The organism is Nostoc paludosum FACHB-159, from assembly GCF_014698835.1.
GTDB lineage: Bacteria > Cyanobacteriota > Cyanobacteriia > Cyanobacteriales > Nostocaceae > Nostoc > Nostoc paludosum.
On record NZ_JACJTU010000003.1, the window covers coordinates 316,779 to 341,543 of the forward strand.

12 protein-coding genes are annotated in these 24,765 nt (G+C 37.2%); 7 read left to right on the top strand and 5 right to left on the bottom strand.

The genetic code is table 11. From position 1 onward, the window contains the following. The first annotated feature begins 17 nt into the window (after window positions 1–17). Both H6H03_RS05135 and H6H03_RS05140 read left to right on the top strand, forming a co-directional pair. Window positions 18–536 (top strand): hypothetical protein, encoded by a 519-nt coding sequence (locus tag H6H03_RS05135; protein WP_190954055.1) that lies wholly within the window; start codon window positions 18–20, stop codon window positions 534–536. 117 nt (window positions 537–653) lie between these two features. Beyond that, window positions 654–4,400: a two-partner secretion domain-containing protein gene (locus H6H03_RS05140; protein WP_190954056.1), complete on the top strand. Its 3,747-nt coding sequence runs from the start codon at window positions 654–656 to the stop codon at window positions 4,398–4,400. Window positions 4,401–4,548: 148 nt separating this feature from the next. Here H6H03_RS05140 and H6H03_RS05145 read toward each other — a convergent pair whose 3' ends face one another. Then, the gene (locus H6H03_RS05145; protein ID WP_190954057.1) at window positions 4,549–6,861 is read right to left on the bottom strand and encodes a M10 family metallopeptidase; all 2,313 of its coding nucleotides are present in this window, start codon (window positions 6,859–6,861) and stop codon (window positions 4,549–4,551) included. Between the two features lie 579 nt (window positions 6,862–7,440). On the opposite strand from H6H03_RS05145, the gene H6H03_RS05150 reads away from it, so the two are divergent. From H6H03_RS05150 to H6H03_RS05160, 3 genes are all read left to right on the top strand, one after another. After that, complete coding sequence (locus H6H03_RS05150) at window positions 7,441–10,689, top strand: two-partner secretion domain-containing protein (protein WP_190954058.1); 3,249 nt, start codon at window positions 7,441–7,443, stop codon at window positions 10,687–10,689. A gap of 117 nt (window positions 10,690–10,806) precedes the next feature. Further along, the gene (locus H6H03_RS05155) at window positions 10,807–14,064 is read left to right on the top strand and encodes a two-partner secretion domain-containing protein (RefSeq protein WP_190954059.1); all 3,258 of its coding nucleotides are present in this window, start codon (window positions 10,807–10,809) and stop codon (window positions 14,062–14,064) included. 122 nt (window positions 14,065–14,186) lie between these two features. Then, window positions 14,187–14,630 (top strand): aspartyl protease family protein, encoded by a 444-nt coding sequence (locus tag H6H03_RS05160; protein ID WP_190954060.1) that lies wholly within the window; start codon window positions 14,187–14,189, stop codon window positions 14,628–14,630. A 40-nt stretch (window positions 14,631–14,670) separates the two neighbouring features. Here H6H03_RS05160 and H6H03_RS05165 read toward each other — a convergent pair whose 3' ends face one another. From H6H03_RS05165 to H6H03_RS05180, 4 genes are all read right to left on the bottom strand, one after another. Then, window positions 14,671–16,464: a ShlB/FhaC/HecB family hemolysin secretion/activation protein gene (locus H6H03_RS05165; RefSeq protein WP_190954061.1), complete on the bottom strand. Its 1,794-nt coding sequence runs from the start codon at window positions 16,462–16,464 to the stop codon at window positions 14,671–14,673. 416 nt (window positions 16,465–16,880) lie between these two features. Continuing rightward, window positions 16,881–17,618, bottom strand: a complete 738-nt coding sequence (locus H6H03_RS05170; RefSeq protein ID WP_190954062.1) for a DUF928 domain-containing protein — start codon at window positions 17,616–17,618, stop codon at window positions 16,881–16,883. A gap of 75 nt (window positions 17,619–17,693) precedes the next feature. Continuing rightward, window positions 17,694–19,586 carry a sensor histidine kinase gene (locus H6H03_RS05175; RefSeq protein WP_190954063.1) on the bottom strand — a complete coding sequence of 631 codons (1,893 nt, stop codon included), beginning with the start codon at window positions 19,584–19,586 and terminating at the stop codon, window positions 17,694–17,696. Window positions 19,587–19,679: 93 nt separating this feature from the next. Beyond that, window positions 19,680–20,414: a response regulator transcription factor gene (locus tag H6H03_RS05180; protein ID WP_242057731.1), complete on the bottom strand. Its 735-nt coding sequence runs from the start codon at window positions 20,412–20,414 to the stop codon at window positions 19,680–19,682. A gap of 648 nt (window positions 20,415–21,062) precedes the next feature. On the opposite strand from H6H03_RS05180, the gene H6H03_RS05185 reads away from it, so the two are divergent. Continuing rightward, window positions 21,063–23,150, top strand: a complete 2,088-nt coding sequence (locus tag H6H03_RS05185) for a S8 family serine peptidase (protein WP_190954064.1) — start codon at window positions 21,063–21,065, stop codon at window positions 23,148–23,150. Between the two features lie 299 nt (window positions 23,151–23,449). After that, on the top strand, window positions 23,450–24,760 hold the full coding sequence (gene urtA / locus H6H03_RS05190; RefSeq protein ID WP_190954065.1) for an urea ABC transporter substrate-binding protein: 1,311 nt from the start codon (window positions 23,450–23,452) through the stop codon (window positions 24,758–24,760). Window positions 24,761–24,765 lie beyond the last annotated feature (5 nt).

The following is a 24,765-nucleotide window of genomic DNA, read 5'->3' on the forward strand; positions in this document are numbered from 1 at the left end:
ATGGAGAAGAATAAGTTATGAATTACAAAACAATTGTTTTAATTGGATTTTTCACAATAGGAAGTGGCCTTTACAATATCAAATCTGTAAATGCTTATGATTCTTCAGTCAAGCCATCTGTAACTACAGATTATACATTAATAGATTCTCAACCTTCATCATTTAAAATTAGCCAAATTGTTACAGAAGCTAGTTCTCCTCTTTACGTCAACTGGAAACTAGAATATAGCATTGATGGAATTCTTTATGAAAGTATTTTGAGGATGGAAGGCTATTCTGGAACGATGAGAACCAAGTATTTTAATGCTCTCATCAATCAAACTGATGTTATAGATCAAACAATGGAATTAAAGTCTTCATCTCAAGGATTAATTTTATTAGGCTCTAATCCTGTTGATGCCAATACTAAGATTCCAGATCCTACCTATATTCCAGATAACTTTTTATTTCAAATCCGTCCTAATGGATCGTTTGTAGTTATTACTTGCGATCGCAATAGCAGATGTTCAGATGTAGATTTAGCAGTAGTCCGCTAAACATTATCTTTGAGTAGCAATGCATAGAAGAAAACATAATTTTAATTCAGTTTGGTTGCTACTCTTAGCCTAACTCCATTTATATCTACTAAATTCTTTAATTTAAAAATATAAGCTATGATATTTAACAAGCGTTTACTGTTGGGATTTTTTGCGTTTTTTGCAGGCTTAGAATTTAGCATTTTTAGCTTCAAGACTCTCGCACAGAGCAAAATTATACCCGATAACACATTAGGCGCAGAATCTTCTCGCGTAATACCGAACTTTAATACATTTCCTGTTGAAGTTATTACTGGTGGTGCTACTCGCGGAATTAATATATTTCACAGTTTTCAAGAATTTAATATCAGCGCTGGACGGGGAGCTTATTTTTTTGTTCCGAATGCAAATATCGAAAATATTTTGGCACGAGTAACGGGTAATAATCGTTCAGAAATATTAGGCATACTCGGTACTTTTGGCAGTTCGCAGCCTAATTTATATTTAATTAATCCTAACGGCATTATATTTGGGCAAAATGCCGAGTTAGATATTGGTGGTTCATTTGTAGCTACTACAGCTAATGCAGTTCAATTTCCTGGTGGAGGTGAATTTTCTTTAACTTCAACAGTTACCCGTAATAATTCATTACTCAGCGTTAATCCTACAGCATTTTTGTTTAATCAAATTGCCAATCAAAGCATAAATTCAATTGAAAATCGTGCTTATTTAGCAGTTCCGGAAAATAAAAGTTTAATTTTACTTGGTGGTAATATCTCACCCACACGTGAATCTACTGGCGAAATTTTCATGGATACCGGGATACTTGAAGCTGGACGTATAGAAATTGGTGGGTTGAATGCATCCGGAACTGTAGGACTGACGGTTGATGGTGGTAATTTAGGTTTGAGTTTTTCTCCAGACGCAATAAAAACAGATATTTCATTGGTAAATCAATCTTTTGTTTTTGCGTCTGGTGCTAGTGCTAGCGGTGATGTTGTAATTAATGCCAATAATTTTAATCTGATAAATTTCAGTAATTTATTTACATTAACTCCTCCTAATGAAGGAAATGCTGATACTAAAGCAGGTGATATTTTCATTAATGCTAATGCAAGTGTGACCATAGCAGAAAATAGCACTGTGCAAAATTATGCTCTGGGACTGAAAAATAATCCCCACATCAACATTACTGGTCAATCGCTAAATATTGAAGGAAGCTATATTGACATAGGTACTGCGCCAAATAATTCAGGAACTATTAATATTCAAGTGGATGATACAATTTCCTTGTTTGGGAAAAATTCTAATAATAACTTTAGTAGAATTTTTAGTACTGTTTTATTGCCAGAAACTAATCAGGCATTATCAAATGCCATTAAAAGCAGCGATATTAATATTCAAGCAACAAACGTTTTGCTTGCTGATGGTGCTAGGCTAATTACAGATGGCTCTGAAATAGGTAATTCGGGAAATATTAAAATCACAGCTTTCAATTTTGTTAATTTAAAAGATGGAGCTAACATAAGTACGCTTAACTATGCAAAAGATACTACAGTTACAGGAAATATATCAATTAGTAGTAATTGGTTGCGACTTGATAATAATTCTAGAATTATTACTGGTAATGTAGATAATGGTAATGCGGGAGATATCAACATTATCAGTCGGAATATAAATTTGGATAAATCTCGGATATTATCTGGAACAGCATTTGATTCTAGCTTTGCTAATGCTGGTAATATCAACATTGAGACAGAAAAAATTATTTTAACTAATAGTGCCAATATCACTACTGAATCTAATAATTCGCAACCAAAAGAAAATCTTGAACGAGGGGGTAATATTAATGTTAAAGCCAGTGAGTTAATAGAAGTCGATACTAAAGACCCGATGGCACTTGCAGACCAAGTTACTGGTTTTTTTACACGTATAGGCAGCACTCGCAGTTCTGGTGACATCACATTGACAACTAAAAATTTGATCTTGAAAGATGGTGGTGCGATCGCTACAGGCTTAAGCAATAATTTAGGAGGTAATACTGGCAGTATAAATATTGATGCATCTGAATCAATTCAACTATATAGCTCTAACCCTAATTATCCTGGTCTGATATCTACAACAGTTTTAAATAGTAATACTATATCTCTAGTAAACAAAGCTGGAGATTTAACAATCAAGACCAACCGTTTGCATCTTGCAGGAGGACTGATTTTGTCTGCTAATTTCAATCGAGGAAATGCAGGTAATATCTCAGTTTTTGCTAATGATGTTCTTATGATTGACCAAGGAAATATTTCATCTGGTAATACTAATCAGGGAAATGCAGGGGATATTTCTATTTTTAGTAACAATGGAGTATTTATTAAAAACGGAGGGATATTTTCTAGTAATATATCTGAGGGAAATGCTGGGAATATCTCAATTGTTAGCAATGCCAAGGTAGTCCTCAACAAGGATGGAAGTATTTCGTCTGGTACTGTTGGTCAAGGGAAAGCCGGGAATATTTCTATTTTCGGCAATGATGCAGTAATTATTGATAGCGGAAGCATATTTTCTTCTACTAGCGCTGACGGGGATGCAGGAAATATTAATATTCAGACACGAAAGCTAGATGTAACTAATCTTGGTGTAATTAGTTCCGGAGTTCTTCAACCCACAGAATTTTCTCTGGGAGGAAAAGGTAATGCTGGAAGTATTATTATTGATGCTGCTGATGCAGTAACTATTTCCGGTTATGATGCAACAAAAAACCGGACTTCAATAATATCAACGGCAACTCAAGCAGGAGCAATTGGTCGGGGAGGAGATATTATTATCAATACAGATTATTTCCGCGTAGGAGATAGCGGACGTGTAGACGCAGGTACAGACAACTCTAGCGATGGCGGTAGCATCACTATCAATGCTCGTGTATTTGAAGCGTTTGCAGGCGGAATAATTTCTACGTCAACTGATGGTAGCGGCAAAGCTGGTAATATCACTATTAATGCTCTAAATGATATTACTCTCTCTGGCATAAATTCTAACACTGGCTTTTTTAGTAGCATACTTGCAGCTACAACTGCTAACTCTAGCGGCGATGGCGGTACAATCTCTCTATCTGCTAATAATTTATATCTAACTGAAGCTCAAATTTCTGCACGTAGTGAAGGATTGGGTGATGCAGGTAATATCAATATTAATATTAAAGAAAATTACGTTGGCAATGACAGCCCGATTAGCGCTAGATCTGAACAATCAGGGGGTGGGAATATCAATATTACTGCTAGAAATATTCGCTTGCAGAATGATGCTGACATCCGCACTGATTTATTAATCGGTGAAGGTAGTGGTGGTAATATTTTCCTGAGCGCTGATACTATCATTGCTTTAGAAGATAGCGATATTCTTGCTTTTGCACCACAAGGTAAAGGTGGTAATATTACTTTTAACACGCGTGCTTTATTTAGCGATGCTCTATACAATCCTACACTAACATTAGCTGATAGAAATAGTCTTGAATCACTAAATAATAATAATCGCTCTGATATTAACGCTACTGGTGCAATTTCTGGTAATATCATCGGCGTGCCCGATATCACCTTTATTCAAAATAGCCTCACAGAATTACAATCTAATTCCATTGATACTAATGTCTTAATTGCTAATAGTTGCATTGCCCGGAACCCAAAGCAAGAAGGCACTTTTATAATTACAGGTGCGGGTGGTTTACCTACTCATCCTGGAGATGCTTCAGGTTCAACTTATTCTACAGGTGATGTACAAAATGTCACTGTTGATAGTGTAAATAGCCAATGGAAAAAAGGCGATCGCATTATCGAACCACAAGGAGTATACCGACTAGCAAATGGACAATTGGTGATGAGTCGAGAATGTGATTAGGGCAGGCAAGATGCCTACCCCACAATATTTTAGGCGTTGCTGATTGAAAATATGAATTTGTCTCACGCAAAGTCGCAAAGGCGCAAAGGTACAAAGAAAAGGAAAGGTAATTTTGGCATTTCATATTCTGATTCAGCAACGCCAGATTTTAAGCAACAAAAATATCTGCGTTGGTTAGGGACAATCCAGCATTGAGTGTAGCAATTTGGATTTTAGCGATCGCTCCTGTACCATCTTGGTCGAAGAACAGAGAACCGTTACCTTTATCATAAAGGAATCTTTGGCTACCTGTAGTTGCTGCCGAACCTAAGAAAAATTGACTAGCAGCGATGGCAGCACCAGCAACCAACCCGCTGCCAAAAGCAGCCGCAGAGACAGCAATTGTATCATCAACTACGCTAAAGTCTGTAATCTTGTCCATTCCTTCAGTGCGAGAATTGAATGTAAAGCGATCGCTGCCACTACCACCGGTTAGTGTATCATTCGCAGTACCGCCAACAAGGACATCATTACCAGTACCACCAATTAATGTATCGTTACCACCACCGCCAGTTAGGGTATCATTCCCTGTACCTCCATCGAGAAAGTCGTTGCCAACGCTAGCTGTTTGAACTGTAAATTGCAGCGACCAACTATTGAGCGTACCACCAAATATAGCTTCGTCATCCGTAATTTCTAGTTTCCATGTACCATTGGGATTTTTATTGTCAAAAGCAGATAGTAGTCCTTCTGGTTTGAAACTTCCGCTAAAAGGCGCAGTCCCAAGTGTAATTGATGTTGCTGCTTCATCGTCCAATGTCGTGTTAGTAAAATTATCGCCAGTATCGCCGACATCAGTAAACAATTCCACGCGAGTGCCTGTTGGACTAATCAAGAACACATCTAAATCAGAATCCCAGTCGTGGTTAATATTTAAAGTGACGTTAACATCAACAATTGATGTCGGTAAACCACTGACATTTAAATTAGATGTAATTTTAGACAAGTCAGGGATATTAACAGCAGAGTTATTGCTAAAGGTTTTAGTTTCGTTAGTAGTTGTATCGCCAGCTAGACTATCATTGCCAGCACCACCATATAACGTGTCATTGCCAGCGCCGCCATTGAGTTGATTGTTAGCACCGTTACCTGTAATTGTGTTGTTGAGACTGTTACCAGTGCCGTTGATTGCAGATGTGCCGGTGAGAATCAGATTTTCTATAAAAGCTGCACCCAAGTTAAAGGTGTAGGCAGATTCAACCGTGTCTGTACCTTCATTAGCGTTTTCGGTGATAGTTATGTAATTATCACTGTTGAATATATAGCGATCGTTGCCAGTGCCGCCATATAAAGTATTATTGCCAGTACCGCCATTGAGGGTATCATTACCAGCGCCGCCATAAAGGGTGTCATTTCCCGCGCCACCTACAAGACTATCATTTCCAGCTTTGCCATCGATGATATCGTTTCCGCCTTCCCCAGACAGATAATTGTTGTATTCATTTCCTGTTAAAGTGTCATTAAAATTACTTCCTATGGCATTTTCAACAACACATATACCGCCTTGGGAGTTAGCGATGGTAAATCCACCTTTAACGCCAACAACTTGGCTAATAAAGCCAGCAGCATCAGGATCGTTATTTGCCAGAGTCGCATTATTCAAGTCGATAATTACTGAATTAGTTGCCCCTTGACCAGATATTGTATCTGTTCCCCCTGCATCCCAAATACAAGACCAATAGGTTCCGGCGCCATTAAAAGTTGGCAGCGAATAAACATTATTACCTGTGTTGTATGTCTTGTTGATGCCGTAAAGATATTGGATAGCTGCAATATCAAATGCCATTGGCCCCGCAGCAAAACCCCAATTTGCATCATACCCAGGAGAATAAGGACTTTGAATATCAACGTAAGACATGACTGTGGTGACAAACTGATTAAGGCCGTAGTCGCCAAAATCTCCAGAGTTATCAACGCCAGGAAAAATAGAAGAAGTTCCTCCATTATCATGAGGATGAGCTAATCCTAAAGCATGACCAATTTCGTGAACAAAAGTATAGTAATAATAGCCACCAACTGCAAGGGCAGCATCAGGATTGTATTGGTAAGGTTCCCAGTTAACTAAAACATCTCCTTCTGCAAGAAAATCGAAAGATTCTCCTGGCGGGTTTGCTAGACCTAGTACGCCATCGCCAAAAAGAGAAGAATCAACAACATGAAAAGTTAACTCAGCTTGAGAATCATTAAAACCAGAATATTCTAGCTGGAAGTTAGCTACATTTGACCAAGCTTTTATTGCATTAGTATAGGCATTTATTTCAGCATTGTCGAAGAAATAATCCCAAGATTTGTTATCAACAAAAGAATAAGTCAGTTTTCTATTGTCGTTTTCAATTTTCCAGCGACTGCCCCATAGTAAACCGTCTATATACACTAAACCAGTTTTAGGAACACCAGTAGCAGAACCAACAAAGGTAGACATTTGTTTCTCCTTTTCACAATCAAAATGAGATGATTATTTCAGTTTTGGAATAAATATATTTACAGGGAACACGAAACAGTTTTGATTTCTGAACTTAATTTTTTGAGTCAGGGAATAAGCAAGAATGCTGAGAAACCGAGGAACAAAATATAGAGTAAGAAAAGTACGAAAATTATTCGCTCAGGTTTCATGCAGTGTTATATGCATAATTGTGTATGGCAGATTGCAGAAAAGTGTATTGTAATTTAACTGGTGATATGCAAAAGATTATGCATTAGTCTGGATTTCCTGATAAATAGCGATCGCTTCAATATCAAAACTAGTCTGCGGTGCAATCTCTGGTAATATTATTGCTGTGTCTAATACAGCCATACTTAATTCTTTTTAAGGAAGAAATTCCCCGATTTATTAAATATGTCAATGGTCTGAGCCTATAAGTTTACATAAATTTAAGACATAGTTAATCAATCTTATTGAAATTGGCAAAAAACTCTCAAATCCCCCGTTGAAAAGCGGGATTTAGGGGGATATATGACAATTTTGGTTTTGTAGAGAGATGTGTGTACGAGGTTAAGACGAATGCAATTGAAATTTATAATAAAGATTTCTCAAAAAGCATTACAGACACGGTTTAATTTATTGGGCTGTGTCGGATTACAAATATTATTTTTTAGTAACTGTGCTTTTGCTCAAAGTAATATTATACCGGATAATACGTTAGGTAGCGATCGCTCCGTTGTTACCCCTCTAGACACCACCAACAACTTACCAGTTGACTTAATCAATGGTGGTGCAGTTCGAGGAATCAATTTATTTCATAGTTTCCAAGAATTTAATGTTAGCGAAGGACGAGCAGCATACTTCTTAATTAATAACTCTGACATTCAAAATGTCTTAACTCGCGTTACAGGTAAAAACCCTTCCGAAATTTTCGGAACTCTGGGTATAATTAGCGATTCTAACCCGAATTTATTTCTAATTAATCCCAATGGTATTATCTTCGGCCCCAACGCAACTTTAGATGTGGGTGGTTCATTTGTTGCGACAACCGCTAATGGCGTTAATTTAGGACAAACAGGTATATTCAACGCTTCCGAACCTGCCAAAAGTAATTTACTCAGCGTCCAACCTTCAGCATTGTTTTTTAACGCGGTTAACAATCAAGCAGAAATTATTAACAATTCTAGGGCTAGTTCGACAGTATTAGGTTCTGTATTGAACGGCAATCCTCAACGTCAAATATCAGGGCTGACGGTACTTGATGGCAAAGATTTATCACTGATAGGCGGAAATGTCACTTTAGATGGAGGGTTTATATTTGCTCCTGGTGGACGGGTTGAATTGGCAGGTTTAACAGAACCAGGAATAATTAATTTAGATACTACGGGTTGGCGTTTTCCTGATAATGTAGCACGAGCAGACGTATCTCTTAAAAATGCAGCTGCTGTTTTTATTGTATCTGGCGATCGAGGTAGTATTGCTGTTAACGCTCGTAATTTTTCTCTTGATGGTGGTAGCCGTTTGACAGTTCTAAATGAAGGTTTAGGAAATATTAATAGTTCGGCAGGTAATATTGAAATTACTGCTACAGATAATGTAACTCTTCAAGGTACAAGTTCTGCTTATAGTACAATTTTTAATGTAATAGAAAATGGTGAAAAGGCTGGAGATATAATTATCAAAGCAGCTAATCTTGAAATTATTGGTGATGCAGCAATTGGGACTTTTACTCTTGAAAAAGGTAATGCTGGAAATATTGATATCCAAGCTAGAGACAAAGTAACAATTTTGGGAACTGGTGCAACAACTTCAATTAGTAGTTACATTGAAACAGGAGCAGAAGGAAAGGGAGGAAATATTAATATACAGACAAAAAGTTTTGTTTTAGATAACGCCCAAGTTGGCGCTAATAGTTTAGGAAATGGCAATGCAGGTAATATTCAAATAAATGCTGCTGAATCTTTTAGCGTTAAAAATGCCCAAATAGGAAGTAGTAATTTTGGAAAAGGAGATGCGGGAAATCTCACAATAGAAGCAGAAAAAGCGGATATTATATTTGATTCAAGTTTAATATCCAGTACTGCGGGGGGGAGTTTATTATCAGAAACCATTACTAGCGGTCAAGCTGGTGATATTTTAATTAAAGGGCGATCGCTTTCTGCAACTAACAACATTATTCAAACTAGTACCGTAGGTCAGGGAAACGCCGGAAATATAACTTTAGACATCCAAGACAATGTTTCTTTCACAAATAGTTTTATTTTTGGTGTAGTTGCTCAGTCAGCTACTGGTCAAGGTGGTAATGTTACTATTAAATCTGGTTCACTTTCTCTAAATGATGGTTCGGAAGTGAATGTCAGCACAGCTGGCAAAGGGGATGGAGGAAAGATATTTATCAATACGGATTTATTAGAACTTACTAATAATTCGTTCATCGGTTCTAACGCCTTTGGAGAAGGAAATGCCGGTAATATAAGTATCGAAGCTAAAGATAAAATCTCAATTTTAGGAAACGATAATGATAGTCAAAGTGGAATAAGTAGTAGCGTTGACCAGTTATCTGTTGGTAATGGAGGAGATATCGATTTACAAACAAATTCGCTGTTATTAAATAACGGTATCATTGGCGCGTCTAATTTTGCAGCAGGGAAAGCAGGAAATATCCGCATTAATGTCACAGATTTGATTTCTGCAAGCGGTGACTCTCAAATAGGAACTTTTAGCACCGGACAAGGAGATGCAGGAAATATAATTATCGAAGCGAAAAATGCCCCTGTCTATTTTGATGGAACTTTCGTACAAAGCGTTGCAGCATTTAATTTAGAAGGAGTAGTAGGCGGTGGTAAAGGAGGAGATATCACAATTAAAGCGCGATCGCTTTCTTTAAGCAACAATGCTTATCTACAAAGCAGCGCTTTCGGACAAGGAAATGGTGGGAATATATTTGTAGAGGTGCAGGATGATATATCGTTAAGCAACTCTTTCATAGATAGTGGAGTGGTAGATACAGCTACTGGTAAGGGTGGTGATATTAATATTCAGGCTGACTCGCTTTTTTTGACAGACAATTCTTTTGTAAATAGTAGCAGTACTGGTAAAGGAAATCCAGGTAATATATCTATTAATCTCCGTAATACTTTACGTAGCAATAACAGTACGATAGGCACAGCTAGCACACAATCTTCAGGTGGTGCTATTAATATTACAGCACAAGATATTCGGCTGCGCGGTGATAGCGATATTCGTACAAATGTTCTGACTGGTGCAGGTGGTGGTGGCAATATTACGCTTACTGCTGGTACTATTATTGCCTTAGAAGACAGCGACATCTTAGCATTTGCTAGTGATGGTAGAGGCGGCGATATCACTTTTAACACCCAAGCATTTTTAAGTTCTCCACTGTATCGTCCCCAAGCTCAAACAGGCGATAGAGCAAATTTGAGGACAGAATTAGAGGGTAATAATCGCGCCGATATCAACGCCAGTGGTGCAATATTTGGTAATATCATTGGTGTCCCCGATATCACCTTTATCCAGAACAGTATCACGGAATTACAAGATAATCCTATTGATAGTAATGCGCTAATTGCTAATAGTTGCATTGCTCGTAGTCCCAAGCAAGAGGGCACTTTTTTCATTACAGGTGTTGGTGGTTTACCTATTCGTCCTGGTAATGCTTCCGCTTCAAATTATCCTACAGGTAATGTACAAAATATCAGCAATAATAGTGCAACCCATCATTGGGAAAAAGGTGACTCAATCATTGAACCTCAAGGTATTTATCGGCTAGCAAATGGTCAGTTGATAATGAGCCGAGAATGTCCTTAAAAACTCAATTCAGTTCAGATAAACTCCAATTCCAAAATCAACTCCTCTCAATTCCTCTTCTCTGCGTCTCTGCGTGAAATAAATCCATATTTTCAAATAAACTGAGAGATAAAAAATGTGATTAATCAAAATTACTGGAATTACTGTTTACCCTTAGGGCTAATTTTAAGTTTTACTTTTACAACAAATACCAGTACCTTAGCTCAAGTAACACCAGACCAAACTTTAGGAACACAAGTTACAAATAATGGCTCATTTTATTTTATTGAAGGTGGCACAACAGTTAGTAACACAAATCTATTCCACAGTTTCAGCAGTTTTAGTATTCCTAATGGTGGCGCAGGAATTTTTCTCAATGATGCCAGCATTAGTAATATCTTTGCGCGAGTAACTGGTGGAACCGCCTCTGATATTCAAGGATTTATTCGCACCCAAGGTACTGCTAATTTATTTTTGATAAATCCCAATGGTATTATCTTTGGAGAAAATGCCCTATTAGATATTCGTGGTTCATTCGTGGCTACCACAGCGAATGCAATTCAATTTCCTGGTGGTGCTGAATTTTCTTTAACTTCCCCAGTCACACCACAAAATAATTTACTTAGTGTTAATCCTACAGCATTTTTGTTTAACCAAATTGCGAATCAAGGCGCAAACTCAATTGAAAATCGAGGTATTTTAGCAGTACCTACAAATAAAAGTTTAATCTTACTTGGTGGCCGTGTGTCACCTACGCCTGAATCTACCGGGCAAATCTTAATCGATGGAGGATTTGTTGCAGCAAGAGATGGTAGGGTAGAGATTGGTGGATTAACCGCACCAGGAACAGTAGGACTCAACATTGATAACAATAAATTCAGCTTGACTTTTCCTGATGGTATACCGAAAACAGATATCTCACTTGTGAATAATTCTGCTGCTTTTAGTTTTGGTACAAGCACAAGCAATATTGTAGTTAATGCAAATAACCTCAACTTACTAAATTCTAGTAGTATTTATAGTTCTATACCGAGAAATCAGGGTACTACTGAAACTAAAGCAGGCGATGTTTTCATCAATGCTGATGGAATTATTCGCTTAGAAAATGAAAGTTCTATTGCTAGTATTGGTATTGGAACAGGAAATACAGGAAACGTCAATATTTCCGCCCAATCACTAGAACTTATTAATGGAAGTTCAATTAATTCCACTACTACAAAAGGTAACGCAGGCGGGGTTAATATCAAAGTTGAAGATACAATTTCTCTTATTAATAGCCAAATCATCAGTCAGGCTTTTTCAGCAGAATTAACATCTTCTTCAGAGGTAGTCAGTTCGCAACCACGGACTGATGGCAGCAGTAATGGTATTAATATACAAGCTCGAAATGTTTTGCTTTCAGATCGTGCTTTGATAACTTCTAGCAACATTTTAGCAGGCAAACCTGGAGATATTAAAATTGAAGCTTCTGATTCAATTATTTTGAATGATACAGCGATAATATCGTCAATTACTGACGGTAAAGAAAACGCAGGAAATGTATCAATTATTGCTAATCGCTTAATTATTAATAATGCTTTCTCGAACATATCAGCAAGTACTTTTGGTAGTGGTGATGCTGGAAATATTGATATTAAAGTAAAAGAACTGAGAATGGACAATACGTCTTTTATCTCATCGAATGCATTGAACTCACAGACAAATGGTTCTGTTGGTAATGGAGGAGATATTAGTATTGAAGCAGAACGAGTATTTTTAAAAAATGGCGGATTTATAGCTGCTCAATCTGGAGGAGAAGGACAAGGAAAAGTCGGTCGCGGGGGAAATATAACTATTACTGCTAGTGATAGCATAGAAATAGATGGTACAGAAACAAACGTTTTTGCTACTGGCTTTTTAACCTCAAGCAAAGGTAATGATGCAGGTAATATAACTATTAATACTAAATTTTTACAATTCAGAGGTGCAGACATAAGCGCTGCAACTTTGGGTGAGGGGAATGGAGGTAATGTCATTATCAATAGTACAGATGGAGTAGTGATTGATGATAGCGTTATCACTAGTGAGATAAGAGAAGGTGCAGTGGGAAAAGCTGGAGATATTGAGATTAATACACCAAAATTCACCTTAACAAATGGCGGTCAAATTATTGCAGATATTAGCGAACCAGATGGAAATCTCCCTGGAGGACAAGGCGAGGGCGGAAATGTTCGCATTAATGCCAGCGATGCTGTAATTATTTCTGGACTAGATGCAGATGGGTTTCCCAGCTTAATATCAGTTACAAGCGACAACGGAAGTATTGGAAAACCAGGAAACATTACAATTAACACAAGTTATTTTCGTTTAGCAGAGAGAGCCGAAATCAGTGCTAGTACAAGTAATTTTAGTGATGGAGGTAATATCACCATTAATGCTCGAACATTTGAAGCGTTGAATGGTGGACGAATTCTCAACTCAACTAGTAGTAGTGGGAATGCTGGTGATATTAATATAAATGCTAAAGATAGTATAACTATTTCTGGTATTAGTGCTGATGGTTATAACGCAGCTATATTTGCAGGCACAAATGCCGATTCTATTGGTAATGGTGGGACGATATCTTTATTCACAAATAACTTCAATGTAGCTAATGGCGCTGGGGTGACTGTACGTAGCGAGGGACAAGGTATTGCAGGCAATATTAATATTATTGCAACAGGAAATTACACTGCAAATAATAGCTTTATCAGCGCCAGGGCTGAACAAGCAGGCGGTGGGAATATCAATATTGCTGCGAAAAATATTAGTCTGCGTAATAACAGCGACATCCGCACCGACCTTTCTACAGGTCAGGCAAATGGAGGTAATATTAATCTAAATGCCAACACTATCATTGCCTTAGAAGATAGTGACATTTTGGCATTTGCACCTGAAGGTCAAGGTGGCAATATTACTTTTAATACTCGTGCTTTATTGACTGCACCATTATACAGTCCCGCGCAAACAGCAACTGACAGAAATACTCTTGAGTCATTAGCTAATAGCGATCGCACCGATATCAACGCCAGTGGTGCAATATCTGGTAATATCATCGGTGTCCCCGATATCACCTTTATTCAAAACAGTCTCACGGAATTACAAGATAATCCTATTGATACTAATCGGCTAATTGCTAATAGTTGTATTGCTCGTAGTTCTAAGCAAAAAGGCACTTTTTTAATTACGGGTGTTGGTGGTTTACCTACTCGTCCTAATAATGCAGCAGCCTCAAATTATTCTACAGGTGATGTAGAAAATATCAGCAATAATAATAGTACAAATCGCCAGTGGAAAAAAGGCGATCGCATTATCGAACCACAAGGAGTATATCGCCTAGCAAACGGCAATTTAGTGATGAGCCGAGAATGTCGTTGAGCTTCTTGAGAGTTTGAAATCCCTGACTTCTTAAAGAAATCGGGGATCTGATTTTTCATAAAATTCAATAAAATGTAAATATATATTCACTCATCAACCTCACCAGTTTATAGGAAAATAGTATGACAATGAGCAAAATGGAAAAAATAGGTAAAGTAACTACCACAATCACTATTACTAACCAAATTGACCAGACTCTTGCAGAAAGAGGATTTATTCCAGCAGAGCAAATACGTTCAATTACTTTACATGACGTTTTAGTTGACACAGGTGCAACCAGGCTGTGTTTACCTAAAAATATTATTCTTGATTTAGGATTGCCTCTTCAAGGAGAAGTAGACGTTAAAGTGGCTACAGGAGTACACAAAGCTCGGATTTTTAAAATGTTAAATCTTTCAGTGGAGGGAAGAGAAGGCACATTTAATTGTATTGAATTGCCAGAAGGTTCAGATCCTTTATTAGGTTTAATACCTTTAGAAGATTTAGGGTTAAAACCCGATTTGGTTAATCAAAAATTACGAGTTTTGCCAGTAGAAGGGAAAGATACTTATTTAATGGTTTTATAATTACAACATAATTCAGAATTATCTTTCACAATTATTGGTATTAAAACGCTTGATATCGCAGGGAAAAAGTAAAACCATTATCTTGTAGAGTATTCCCTCCACTATTCACATCTATTAACGGAATACCATAATCTAAACGCAAATTTAAATCTCGAATTGGTTGCCAAATTAAACCTAATCCCAAACTTGCAAGTGTCTGTGAACTGGAATTAGCACCACGATTATTCCACGCTGTACCGACATCAAAAAAAGGTGCAACTTGCAATGTATTGGAAGATGTTAAAGGAATACGAGCTTCAAATGACGCTGTAATTCCATTGTCTGCTACAAATTCATTTTGACGGTAGCCGCGGACTGTATCAACTCCACCAATACTAAATTTTTCTAAAGATAATAAAGAATCTCCTGTGAGTTGTGCATTTACTCTGGCTAATAAAATCGTTCCTGGTGATAACCGCTGCACCCATTGAAATTGTCCTAGCCAAGAAAAAAAACGTCCGTCGGTACCTGAGTCGTTAACTGTAGCGTCAAAAGCATCAATTCCAACACTAAATTGAGAACGTGCAGCTAAAACTCTACTAGCACTGCGTTCTACCCAATCTTGTGAAAAACGAATGACTGTAACTTTTGACAAACCGTTTTCTGGCCCTTCAGAAAAAGAAAAAGGAATGTCATTGAGTAAAAATGTTTGACTGCGGCGTAAATCTAATCCTAAACCAATAGCAAATTCGGATTGGGGTTTGCGATACAAAGGTTGACGATAATTAAGAGAATAAGTTTGCGCGTCACTTTTAATATCTAACTCGCTAAATTCATCTTCAATGATGCGGCTGTCACTATTGTTGACGCGAAAAGCAAGAGTACCGTTATTCGGATTTAGGGGAATTGTATAGCTGAAATTATATATATTCAGCCCTTCTGTAATTCCATATTCAGCACTGAAACTATCTCCAAAACCCGACAAGTTATCATGGCTGAGAAATATTCCTGCTTGGGTAGAACCAATACTAGGAGTTTGATTGTTGGCTACAAATACTCCGCCATGAAATGCACGTGCTTCGGTAATTGTTACTTGTAAGATATTGCTACCGGGAGTACTACCGGCGGTTAATTGTGCGTTTACCCGTTCAATTAAAGGGTCGAGTTGTAATAGTTGCAGTGCTTCTTCTAAACGTTTTTGATTCAAGGGTGCAGACGAAGCTTTTCGCAGACGCGATCGCACGTATACTGGTTGTAATCTTCTTAATCCTCCTATTTCAATTTTTTCTAGTTCGCCTTCTACTACTTGAATTTGTACGACACCATCAGTGAGATTTTGATTGTTGGGTAAAAATGCACCGCTGGTGACGTAGCCATTTTTAATGTAAAGTTCGGTGATATCTGAACGTAGTTGAACCAAGTCTACAAAAGTCACTTGACGATTTTCAAATAACTTGATTAACTCTGCAATTTCATCTTTTAAAACTGTAGATCCGAGAATTTCAACTTTTTTCACCAGAAAACTTTCACTACTGGGAAAACTCGTATCCGCTGGTGTTGGTATCTCAGGAGGAGTCAGAATTTCAGGAGAAGTAGTAGGCGGAGTCGGGGGAGGAGTTGGTGAGGGGGTTGGTTTAGGAATCGTTTGGTCAAGGGTTTCTGGTGTTGTTGGCGGAATATTAATTCCAGGTGGCGGAGTAGATTGAGCAGATACAACACTTGGAAAAATAATTAAACTTAAGATTAAAGAGATATTGTAGCGCTTAAATCTTGTTTTTTTTTGTTTCTTATTCAACTGTAAATCAATATTTTTCACAAATTTTAAGTTATTATTTAACAGAAAAAATATTTTCATTAAATTACTTTTAGATTATAAAAGTGAGTTTATGCTGGCAAGTAATTGATATGAAAGTGAACGGCGATCGCCAATATATCTTGATATCTATATTTTATAAATTAAAAGCATAAGTTAACTTTAGGAATCACAACTAAAATTTTATAATAATTCATTATTATAAACGCTAATAAAAACTTTTTATAAAAAGTCCAATATTTATGTTGTTAACGCTATTTAGCCCCAGAAGATCCTCCCAAGCTCCCGATAAATTGGGGGCTTAGTTCGCTCCTTTTTAAGGAGGGTTAGGGAGGATCGAGTATTAACTCAACTGTATCGCTCTACAAAATTTTCATCAAATTTAGATATGCAAGCTAAATGCTGTTTACAGCCAAGCCTCAACCGTCAACCATCAACAAAAAAACATGCACAACATATCACTTTTCTTCATTTGCGATTCTTTGTAAATTTCCTATGCGTTTTTTAACTAGTTGTTCATTCTCTTTGGCTCTAGCTGACTCATACTTGGCGAACTCTTGTACAAGATTTGAACCGATTTGTCCCAGCTTTCCAGGACTAGCTGAGTTGAGTGCTTCAGCTAAGGCTTCATACCATAAATTCGCTGCGGCGTAGGTATTAGATTTTTGTAAACCATTGTCTGTAGTTAATAATTTGTTTTCGATTGTAGATGGAATTTCTACAACCATAAATTCTGCTCTTTCTACTAAATCGTCTCCTGGACAACTGATTGCTACTTGCCAAAAATATTTTTTGCCAACGGTTAATTTTGGATAATTTTCAGGGAGAGATACTTGAAAAATCCCTGGTGATGTTTTTTGCTTGATAGGGTTACTGAATGCAGTGACTGTATTGTTGGAAACAAACTCAAAAATTTGAAATTCTATTTCCTGAGAACTAGACACATAACCTGCAAAAGTCGGACGTGTAGAAGCTGTATAGGCAATGTATGTTTTGGGTGCAAGTAATGTCAAAGGAATTTGATTATTAGAACTCGGACATCCTCTACTACCTCCGCTTCTGGTGTAATCGCTTGCGGGTTGGCGATCGCTTGGTCTAAAATTAGCACTTGCTAGTGGTGTGAAAAACAATAACAAGCTCACAACACAACTAGTTACTAATTTGGTATTGATAGTTTTGTTAAAAACTTGTGACATTTGATGCCTCATATTTCAGCAAGGGAATATTCAAATAAATTTATCACCCTCCAGTTACTACTATTCCTACTATTGCTATTTTCTTAATTTCCAACTGATTTCACAGACCGTTCCTTTAGGAGTAATGCTTTCACGCCTAAAATCACCTCCTAAATTTTTAGCAATATTTCTCAGTTGTTTTGTTCCTTTACTTTCAACAGATGAAATAAGTCCCGGTCCATTATCCTGAATTTTCAGAATATAAAAATCTTCATATTTTTTGCCAATAGCTTCGATACGTTTGACTCCTTTAGCATGTTTACCTACATTGCATAATGCTTCTTCCAGAAATAAACAAAGTTCTTGTTTGTTATTCACACTCAAATATTTATCATCTACTGGTTCAAAAGTGCGAATTTTTACCTTAATATTTTTCAAATATTCCAAGTCCTGGCGTTCAAGGGTGCTAGTATACACTGCATAAAAAAGCTCATGTATTGGGCGTTTTAAATCAAGCTTTAAGCCGCTACCTAAACGCAGGCTTTCATCTTGAGATAAAGCTTCAAGCTTTAGATATTCGCCAATTTCTCGAATTTCATAATTAAGCTTTTCTAACTGTAATTTTAACTCTTGATACGGCCAATCTTGAGCTTGCATCTGTCTTAAAACATTGGCTAAAGTTTGTAGAGGGCCATTATGAATTACAGTAAATGCATGTTCAATTGTGTGTTGACGTTCGTTCATTTTAATTTTAAATAGTTGATTGTTTTGATATAAAGCAAATGCAAAACCGTTCAATCCTAAACCATTTATTATTAAAGTTAATAAACCCGGTGCGATGGGAATCCACCAGCCGTATGAAATTAGTACTAAACCTAAACAAAATAAAGCTAAAGCGACTACTACAACCGCCAGTAAATTTTTCCATAAAGATTGTGCTAACCAAAAAAGAATTATTGGATAACAACCGCAAACTATTATCCATATATATTCCCATTCATCCGGCCAAACTTTTAACAGCGCCCGTCCGCTAATCACTGCATTAATTATCTGAGAACAAGCGTGAGCATGAAATTCTACTCCATATATTTGCCCAGGTATTTTTTGATCGACAGTTGCAGAAGTATTGACAAAATCAGTCACACTGGTAGCAACAATCCCAATTATCACTACTTTATCTTTTAACAAATCAGGATTAAAATTTTCAGTTTTAACATCCTTTAACGATAAAATATTAAAAGGTTTTTTACCAGCCCGGAAATTCATTAATATCTTTAATCCGCTGCTATTTTCATTGACATATCCCCCAGTGTTAGACATAAAACGCGGCAGTTCTGTAGTTTTAAATCTGATTGTCTTTTGGTCAAATATGCCAGTTTCAATATTAATATTTTGATGAGATAAATAAGCTTGTGCTAACTGTAGCCCAAAGGAATATTTATCTTCTTCAGGATTTTGAGGGTTTTTTGGTGATGGTGTCCAAAGTAAGTAGCGACGATATTTATTATCCTTATCTACTACGATGTCAGAAAAACCTATTTGCTCTGGTGATAATTGTGGCGGCGGTGAAATTGGATCTGGAGGTAATATTTTTTCAATACCAATGAGATTTTTAGAATTTTGAAATACTTCTACTAATTTTTGATGACCTGGTTCAACAGGTAAATCTCTAACTATATCAAGACCAATAGCGATGGGTTTATATTTTTGTATTGTTTGTATCAGCGTTGCAATTTCCCCATCTGGAATGGGATATGTACCAAGTTTGCGAATATCTTCTTCGTTAATACCGACAATCACAACTTTATCATCACTTATTTCCGCAGGACGCAAACGTAAAAATGTATCCAACGCCATCAATTCAAAATCTTGTAAAAATCCATATAAACGTGCAATTACTATAACAGCTAAAAATGTCGCTCCTGGAAGTGATGCCAGTAGCAAAATTTTGATTTCATTTTGAATTCTTCTCCAATTAACCCACACCATAAATATTTTGACTTCAACTTATGTTTTAGCGAACAAAGCGACAAAGCATAATTCAATTAACTTCAAAAAAATCATATATTTCGCCATCGCCAATTAATCAATTAATCCTTCTTGTCGAGCGCGGATTTCTGTTTGAATGCGAATATTTTTACCCTCCTTTTTACAGTCTTCTGGATAAAGTCCGAGAACATCTTGAATTTTTGTCCAATATGCTCTAACTGCACGTTCAGATCTATACATCCGTTCGGATATTAATTTATCTGTTAATCCTTCTTCAAAGGCTAATCTTAAAACTTCTAACCATTCTGGTTTGAGTTCTAAACCATTTTTGATATCTTGTGTATGAGTTGCGCCTTGGAGTGCTATGTAGACGCGAGATAACATTTCCTGTTCTGATAATCCTTTATCTGCGATCGCAAATCCACCTTGATGTTCGTCAATCTCATGTTTTATCCTTACCAAAGCCTTTACATAACTGCTTTGCACCATCAAATTTTGCTGTGGATATTGCTTGAGTAACTGTTGAATTAAGTTAATACCTATATCGATTTGGGCTGTCATTCCCGTGTCTTCTGGTATAGATAAATCCATCACAATCAAGTCAAAGCAAGAAGTCCCACTCCTATGGATAGCCTCAGTTCCAATTTTACTAAGAGCCTCAAATGCACTTCTAACCTTGATAATATTTGCATTTGGATATTCTTGTTGCAGTAAATTAAAAGTTGCAGTCAAGATTAATTGGTGGTCGTCAATAAGTAGAATTTTCATCGCTGGTGATTGAGATAAATCTTGACTTTTGATCGATGTATCAGCATAAACTTTAATCATATCTCTGTGGGTAAGTAAGTCGGGGTAAATAGTTATCGTTGGAATAAGGCAATAGGCAATAGGCAATAGTAATAAGGGTTTTAGCTAGTTTATTTTTTTAATATGGTTTAATTTTATTGTGCCAGCTTACTTAATCAACGTTTTATACCTTGATATACTGCATCCTATACGATCGCACTTTGCTTACTCCTTGTTTTTATATTTACTTTATAACTAAATCGTTAACCAGGCTGAGGTTTAGCCCACAAGCTAAAGCTTGGGGCTATAAAACCAAGCCTGTCTATCCCTTCTACCCTAGAATGCATAACGCTGCACATAGCTGAGTTTCTCGTAAAGTTACGGGAATGCTTAGCCAACACAGTAACAATTAACGTTAATTCTGACTGCTTTTAATAGGGTATTGTAATTTTTGCAACAGATTTTTGAAATTACAATGCAGTTTTCTGCAATCTTGCATACACCATGCTGTATCTCAGCAAGCAGCAAAGGTGCGTGAATTATATTAATGCTTTCTCTATTATATTTTGTGTACGTAAGTACATTACTAATCGTCAGAATTGTTCCTAACAAATGACTCGCGTGTGGGGGCGTATAGCTTTACGCCTCTGCATTCTCTCGGAGATTTATTACAATTAAGGAGATAAATATATGGTTACTTTTCCTTCTGATTATTTATTTTCTTATCAATGGCATTTGTATAATCCTGGTGGTTTAGATCTTAACGTTGTGAATGTATGGGATGACTATACAGGAAATGGTGTTATTGTTGGTGTTATTGATGATGGATTTGATTATCTCCACTACGACCTGGATGGTAATTATGACACAACAATTGATTATGACTTTAACGATAACAATTTCTCTGCCTACGGAAATTCAAATGATAATCACGGAACATCAGTAGCAGGTATCATTGCTGCGGAAAATAATGGGCTTGGTAGTGTTGGAGTCGCCTATAATGCCACAGTAACAGGCTTTCGGGCTATTTCTAGTACTTCAATCGATGGAATAATTGGTGGGGTTACTAATGCTTTGTGGAACTCAGTTAACGTTGATGTTGTTAATAATAGTTGGGGATTTGGAGGGCTGGATTCTCCTTATAACCGCTTTTATGATAATTTCAATGATTATTCGTTCCTCTCAGCAAAGCAAGCTATTGTAAATGCTGTTGCTAATGGACGTAATGGATTGGGAACAGCGATCGTATTTTCAGCTGGTAACGATCGCCAAAACGGAAATAATACTAACTATCACAACTTTCAGAACTCCCGCCACGTCATTACCGTAGCAGCCCTCAATTCTGATGGTTCGGCATCTACATACAGTACTCCAGGGGCTTCCATTCTTGTTTCTGCCTTTGGTAGCGGCATATCTGGCAGCATTGTAACCACCGATCGCATCGGATATGACGGCTATGATTCCGGCGATTATAACTACAGTTTTAACGGCACTTCAGCCGCCGCCCCAATGGTTTCTGGCGTAATTGCCTTAATATTGGAAGCAAATCCCAATTTAGGTTATCGAGATATCCAAGAAATTCTCGCCTATTCTGCTCGTCAAAACGATCCTTATGCATGGGGAGGAGATTATATTTGGCAATACAACGGTGCTAACAATTGGAATGGTGGAGGCTTACATGTCAGCCAAGACTATGGATTTGGATTGATAGATGCTCATGCTGCTGTGCGTTTAGCAGAAACTTGGCATCAGCAAAGTCGATTAGACAACGAGCAAAGTCTTTCTTTTAGTTCGGGTTATTTAGGCTGGTTTATTCCAGACAACGATAACGCAGGTATCAGCCATACTTTTACCGTCAGCGCAGATTTAGATATTGACACTGTTGAGGTAGAACTCGATCTGACTCATCCCTATCGTGGTGATTTGGTTGTTTATCTAACTTCTCCCAATGGTACCCAAAGCGTTCTCGTTCAGCAACCTGGCAATAAGGAAGATGATGGAGATAATATCGTCTTTAAGTTTTCTAGCACGCAACACTGGGGAGAAAATAGTGGCGGCAACTGGACACTTACAATTAAAGATTTAGGCCCTACAGATATTGGTATCTTTAATAGTTGGAAATTAAATTTATATGGCGATGCAGATACTGTTAATGATACTTATTTCTACACTAATGAGTATGGTATTTATGGTGCCACAACTCTAACTGATACTTCCGGTATCGATACAATTAACGCTGCGGCCATTACTTCCAATTCCTACCTCGATCTGACTCCAGGTTCTGTAAGTACTTTAGACGGAACTTTCCTAACTATTAGCGCCGAAACTGTCATTGAAAATGCCTTAGGTGGCGATGGCGATGACATCATTATTGGTAATACTGCTGCTAACTTTTTGTCTGGTGGCAGAGGTGATGACATTCTAGTTGGTGGAGTTGGCAACGATACGCTAACTGGTGGAACAGGATATGATTTATTTACTTTCTACTCTCCCACTGAAGAAATTGATGCAATTACAGATTTTAACGCTTTTGATGATACAATTTGCATCTATGCGCCTGGTTTTGGCGGTGGGCTAATTGCTGGTGGTGCGATCGCTGTTAATCAATTCGCTTTAGGTACGGCATCTACAACAAATGATACTAGATTTATCTTAAATCAAGATAACGGTTCTTTATTCTTCGATGCAGATGGAACAGGAGCGATCGCGCAAACCCAAATTGCTACTCTCAACACCGGACTTTCTTTAAGCAATGCTAATATTTACGTTTTTGCTTAGTTAAATTAACCACACAGGAACTTAAAAATCAACCTTCTTGTAAATAGGCGATCGAGAGATTTTGAATCAAATCAGAGGATAGTACTAAAATACTATCCTCTGATTTGTATTGACATGATAATTGCAACAACTAAACAAAAGTTAACATTGAAATTTAATTTTTTATTACGAAAACAAAGGTTTTGTATAACAAGTAACTTTTTACTAGTAAACTATCGCACTAATATCACAATTTAATCATTAATATTGTCAGCTTTCTATGAGTTGGCTAATTCATCAACAGGAAAATTTATCAAAATATGACAAGAGAATTTAACCGACGCAAGTTTTTAATCTACGGATCTGCAAGTTTGACAAGCAGTATTTTTCTGAAAGCTTGTGCCAATAATACCCCAGTTGCTACAGAAACTGCTCCTCCCGCCGCTTCTCCTGTTGCTGCTGCTACTGGCGACACCATCAAAGTCGGTATATTGCACTCCTTGAGTGGTACGATGGCTATCAGTGAAAAAAGCGTTGTTGACGCTGAAAAATTAGCAATCAAAGAAATTAACGCTAGCGGTGGTGTGTTAGGTAAACAAATTGAAGCAATTACTGAAGATGGTGCTTCTAACTGGGATACATTTAGAGAAAAAGCAACCAAACTAATCGATCAAGATAAAGTCGCTGTAGTTTTTGGTTGTTGGACTTCTGCTAGCCGTAAGAATGTCAAGCCAGTATTCGAGAGCAAAAATCATATGCTCTGGTATCCCGTACAATATGAAGGTCAAGAGTGTTCTAAAAACATTTTTTATACTGGCGCTGCACCAAATCAACAAATCGAACCATCTGTTGATTGGCTGTTAAAAAATAAAGGTAAAGAATTCTTTTTAGTTGGTTCTGACTACGTTTTCCCTCGGACAGCCAACACAATTATTAAAGCCCAACTAGAAGCTTTAGGCGGTAAAACAGTTGGCGAAGATTACTTACCATTGGGGAACACAGAAGTTACACCAATTATTACTAAAATTAAACAAAATTTACCTAACGGTGGCGTTATTTATAACACTCTCAATGGTGATAGCAACGTTGCTTTCTTCAAACAACTCAAAGGCGCTGGATTAACACCAGACAAATATCCCTCCATGTCTGTAAGTATTGCCGAAGAAGAAGTCAAAGCAATTGGTGTAGAGTATCTTAAAGGTCATTATGCTGCTTGGAATTACTTCCAAACAGTAGACACACCTGCTAACAAAAAGTTTGTTGCCGCTTTCAAAAAAGAATACGGTGAAAATCGAGTCACAAATGACCCAATGGAAGCAGCATATGTGGCAGTTTATTTGTGGAAACAAGCAGTAGAAAAAGCTGCGACTACTGATTTGGAAAAAGTGCGTGCTGCGGCATACGGTCAAACTCTAGACGCACCAGAAGGTAAAGTGACAATGGATGCCAATCACCATATTTCTAAAATTGTGCGAATTGGCGAAGTCAGACAAGATGGTTTATTTGATATTGTCTATGCTACACCTGCACCAGTTGAACCAGTTCCTTGGAATCAATTTGTGAAAGAAACTAAGGGATTTGCTTGTGATTGGAATGACCCAAATAAGGGTGGTAAATACAAGAAAGCCTAAATAAT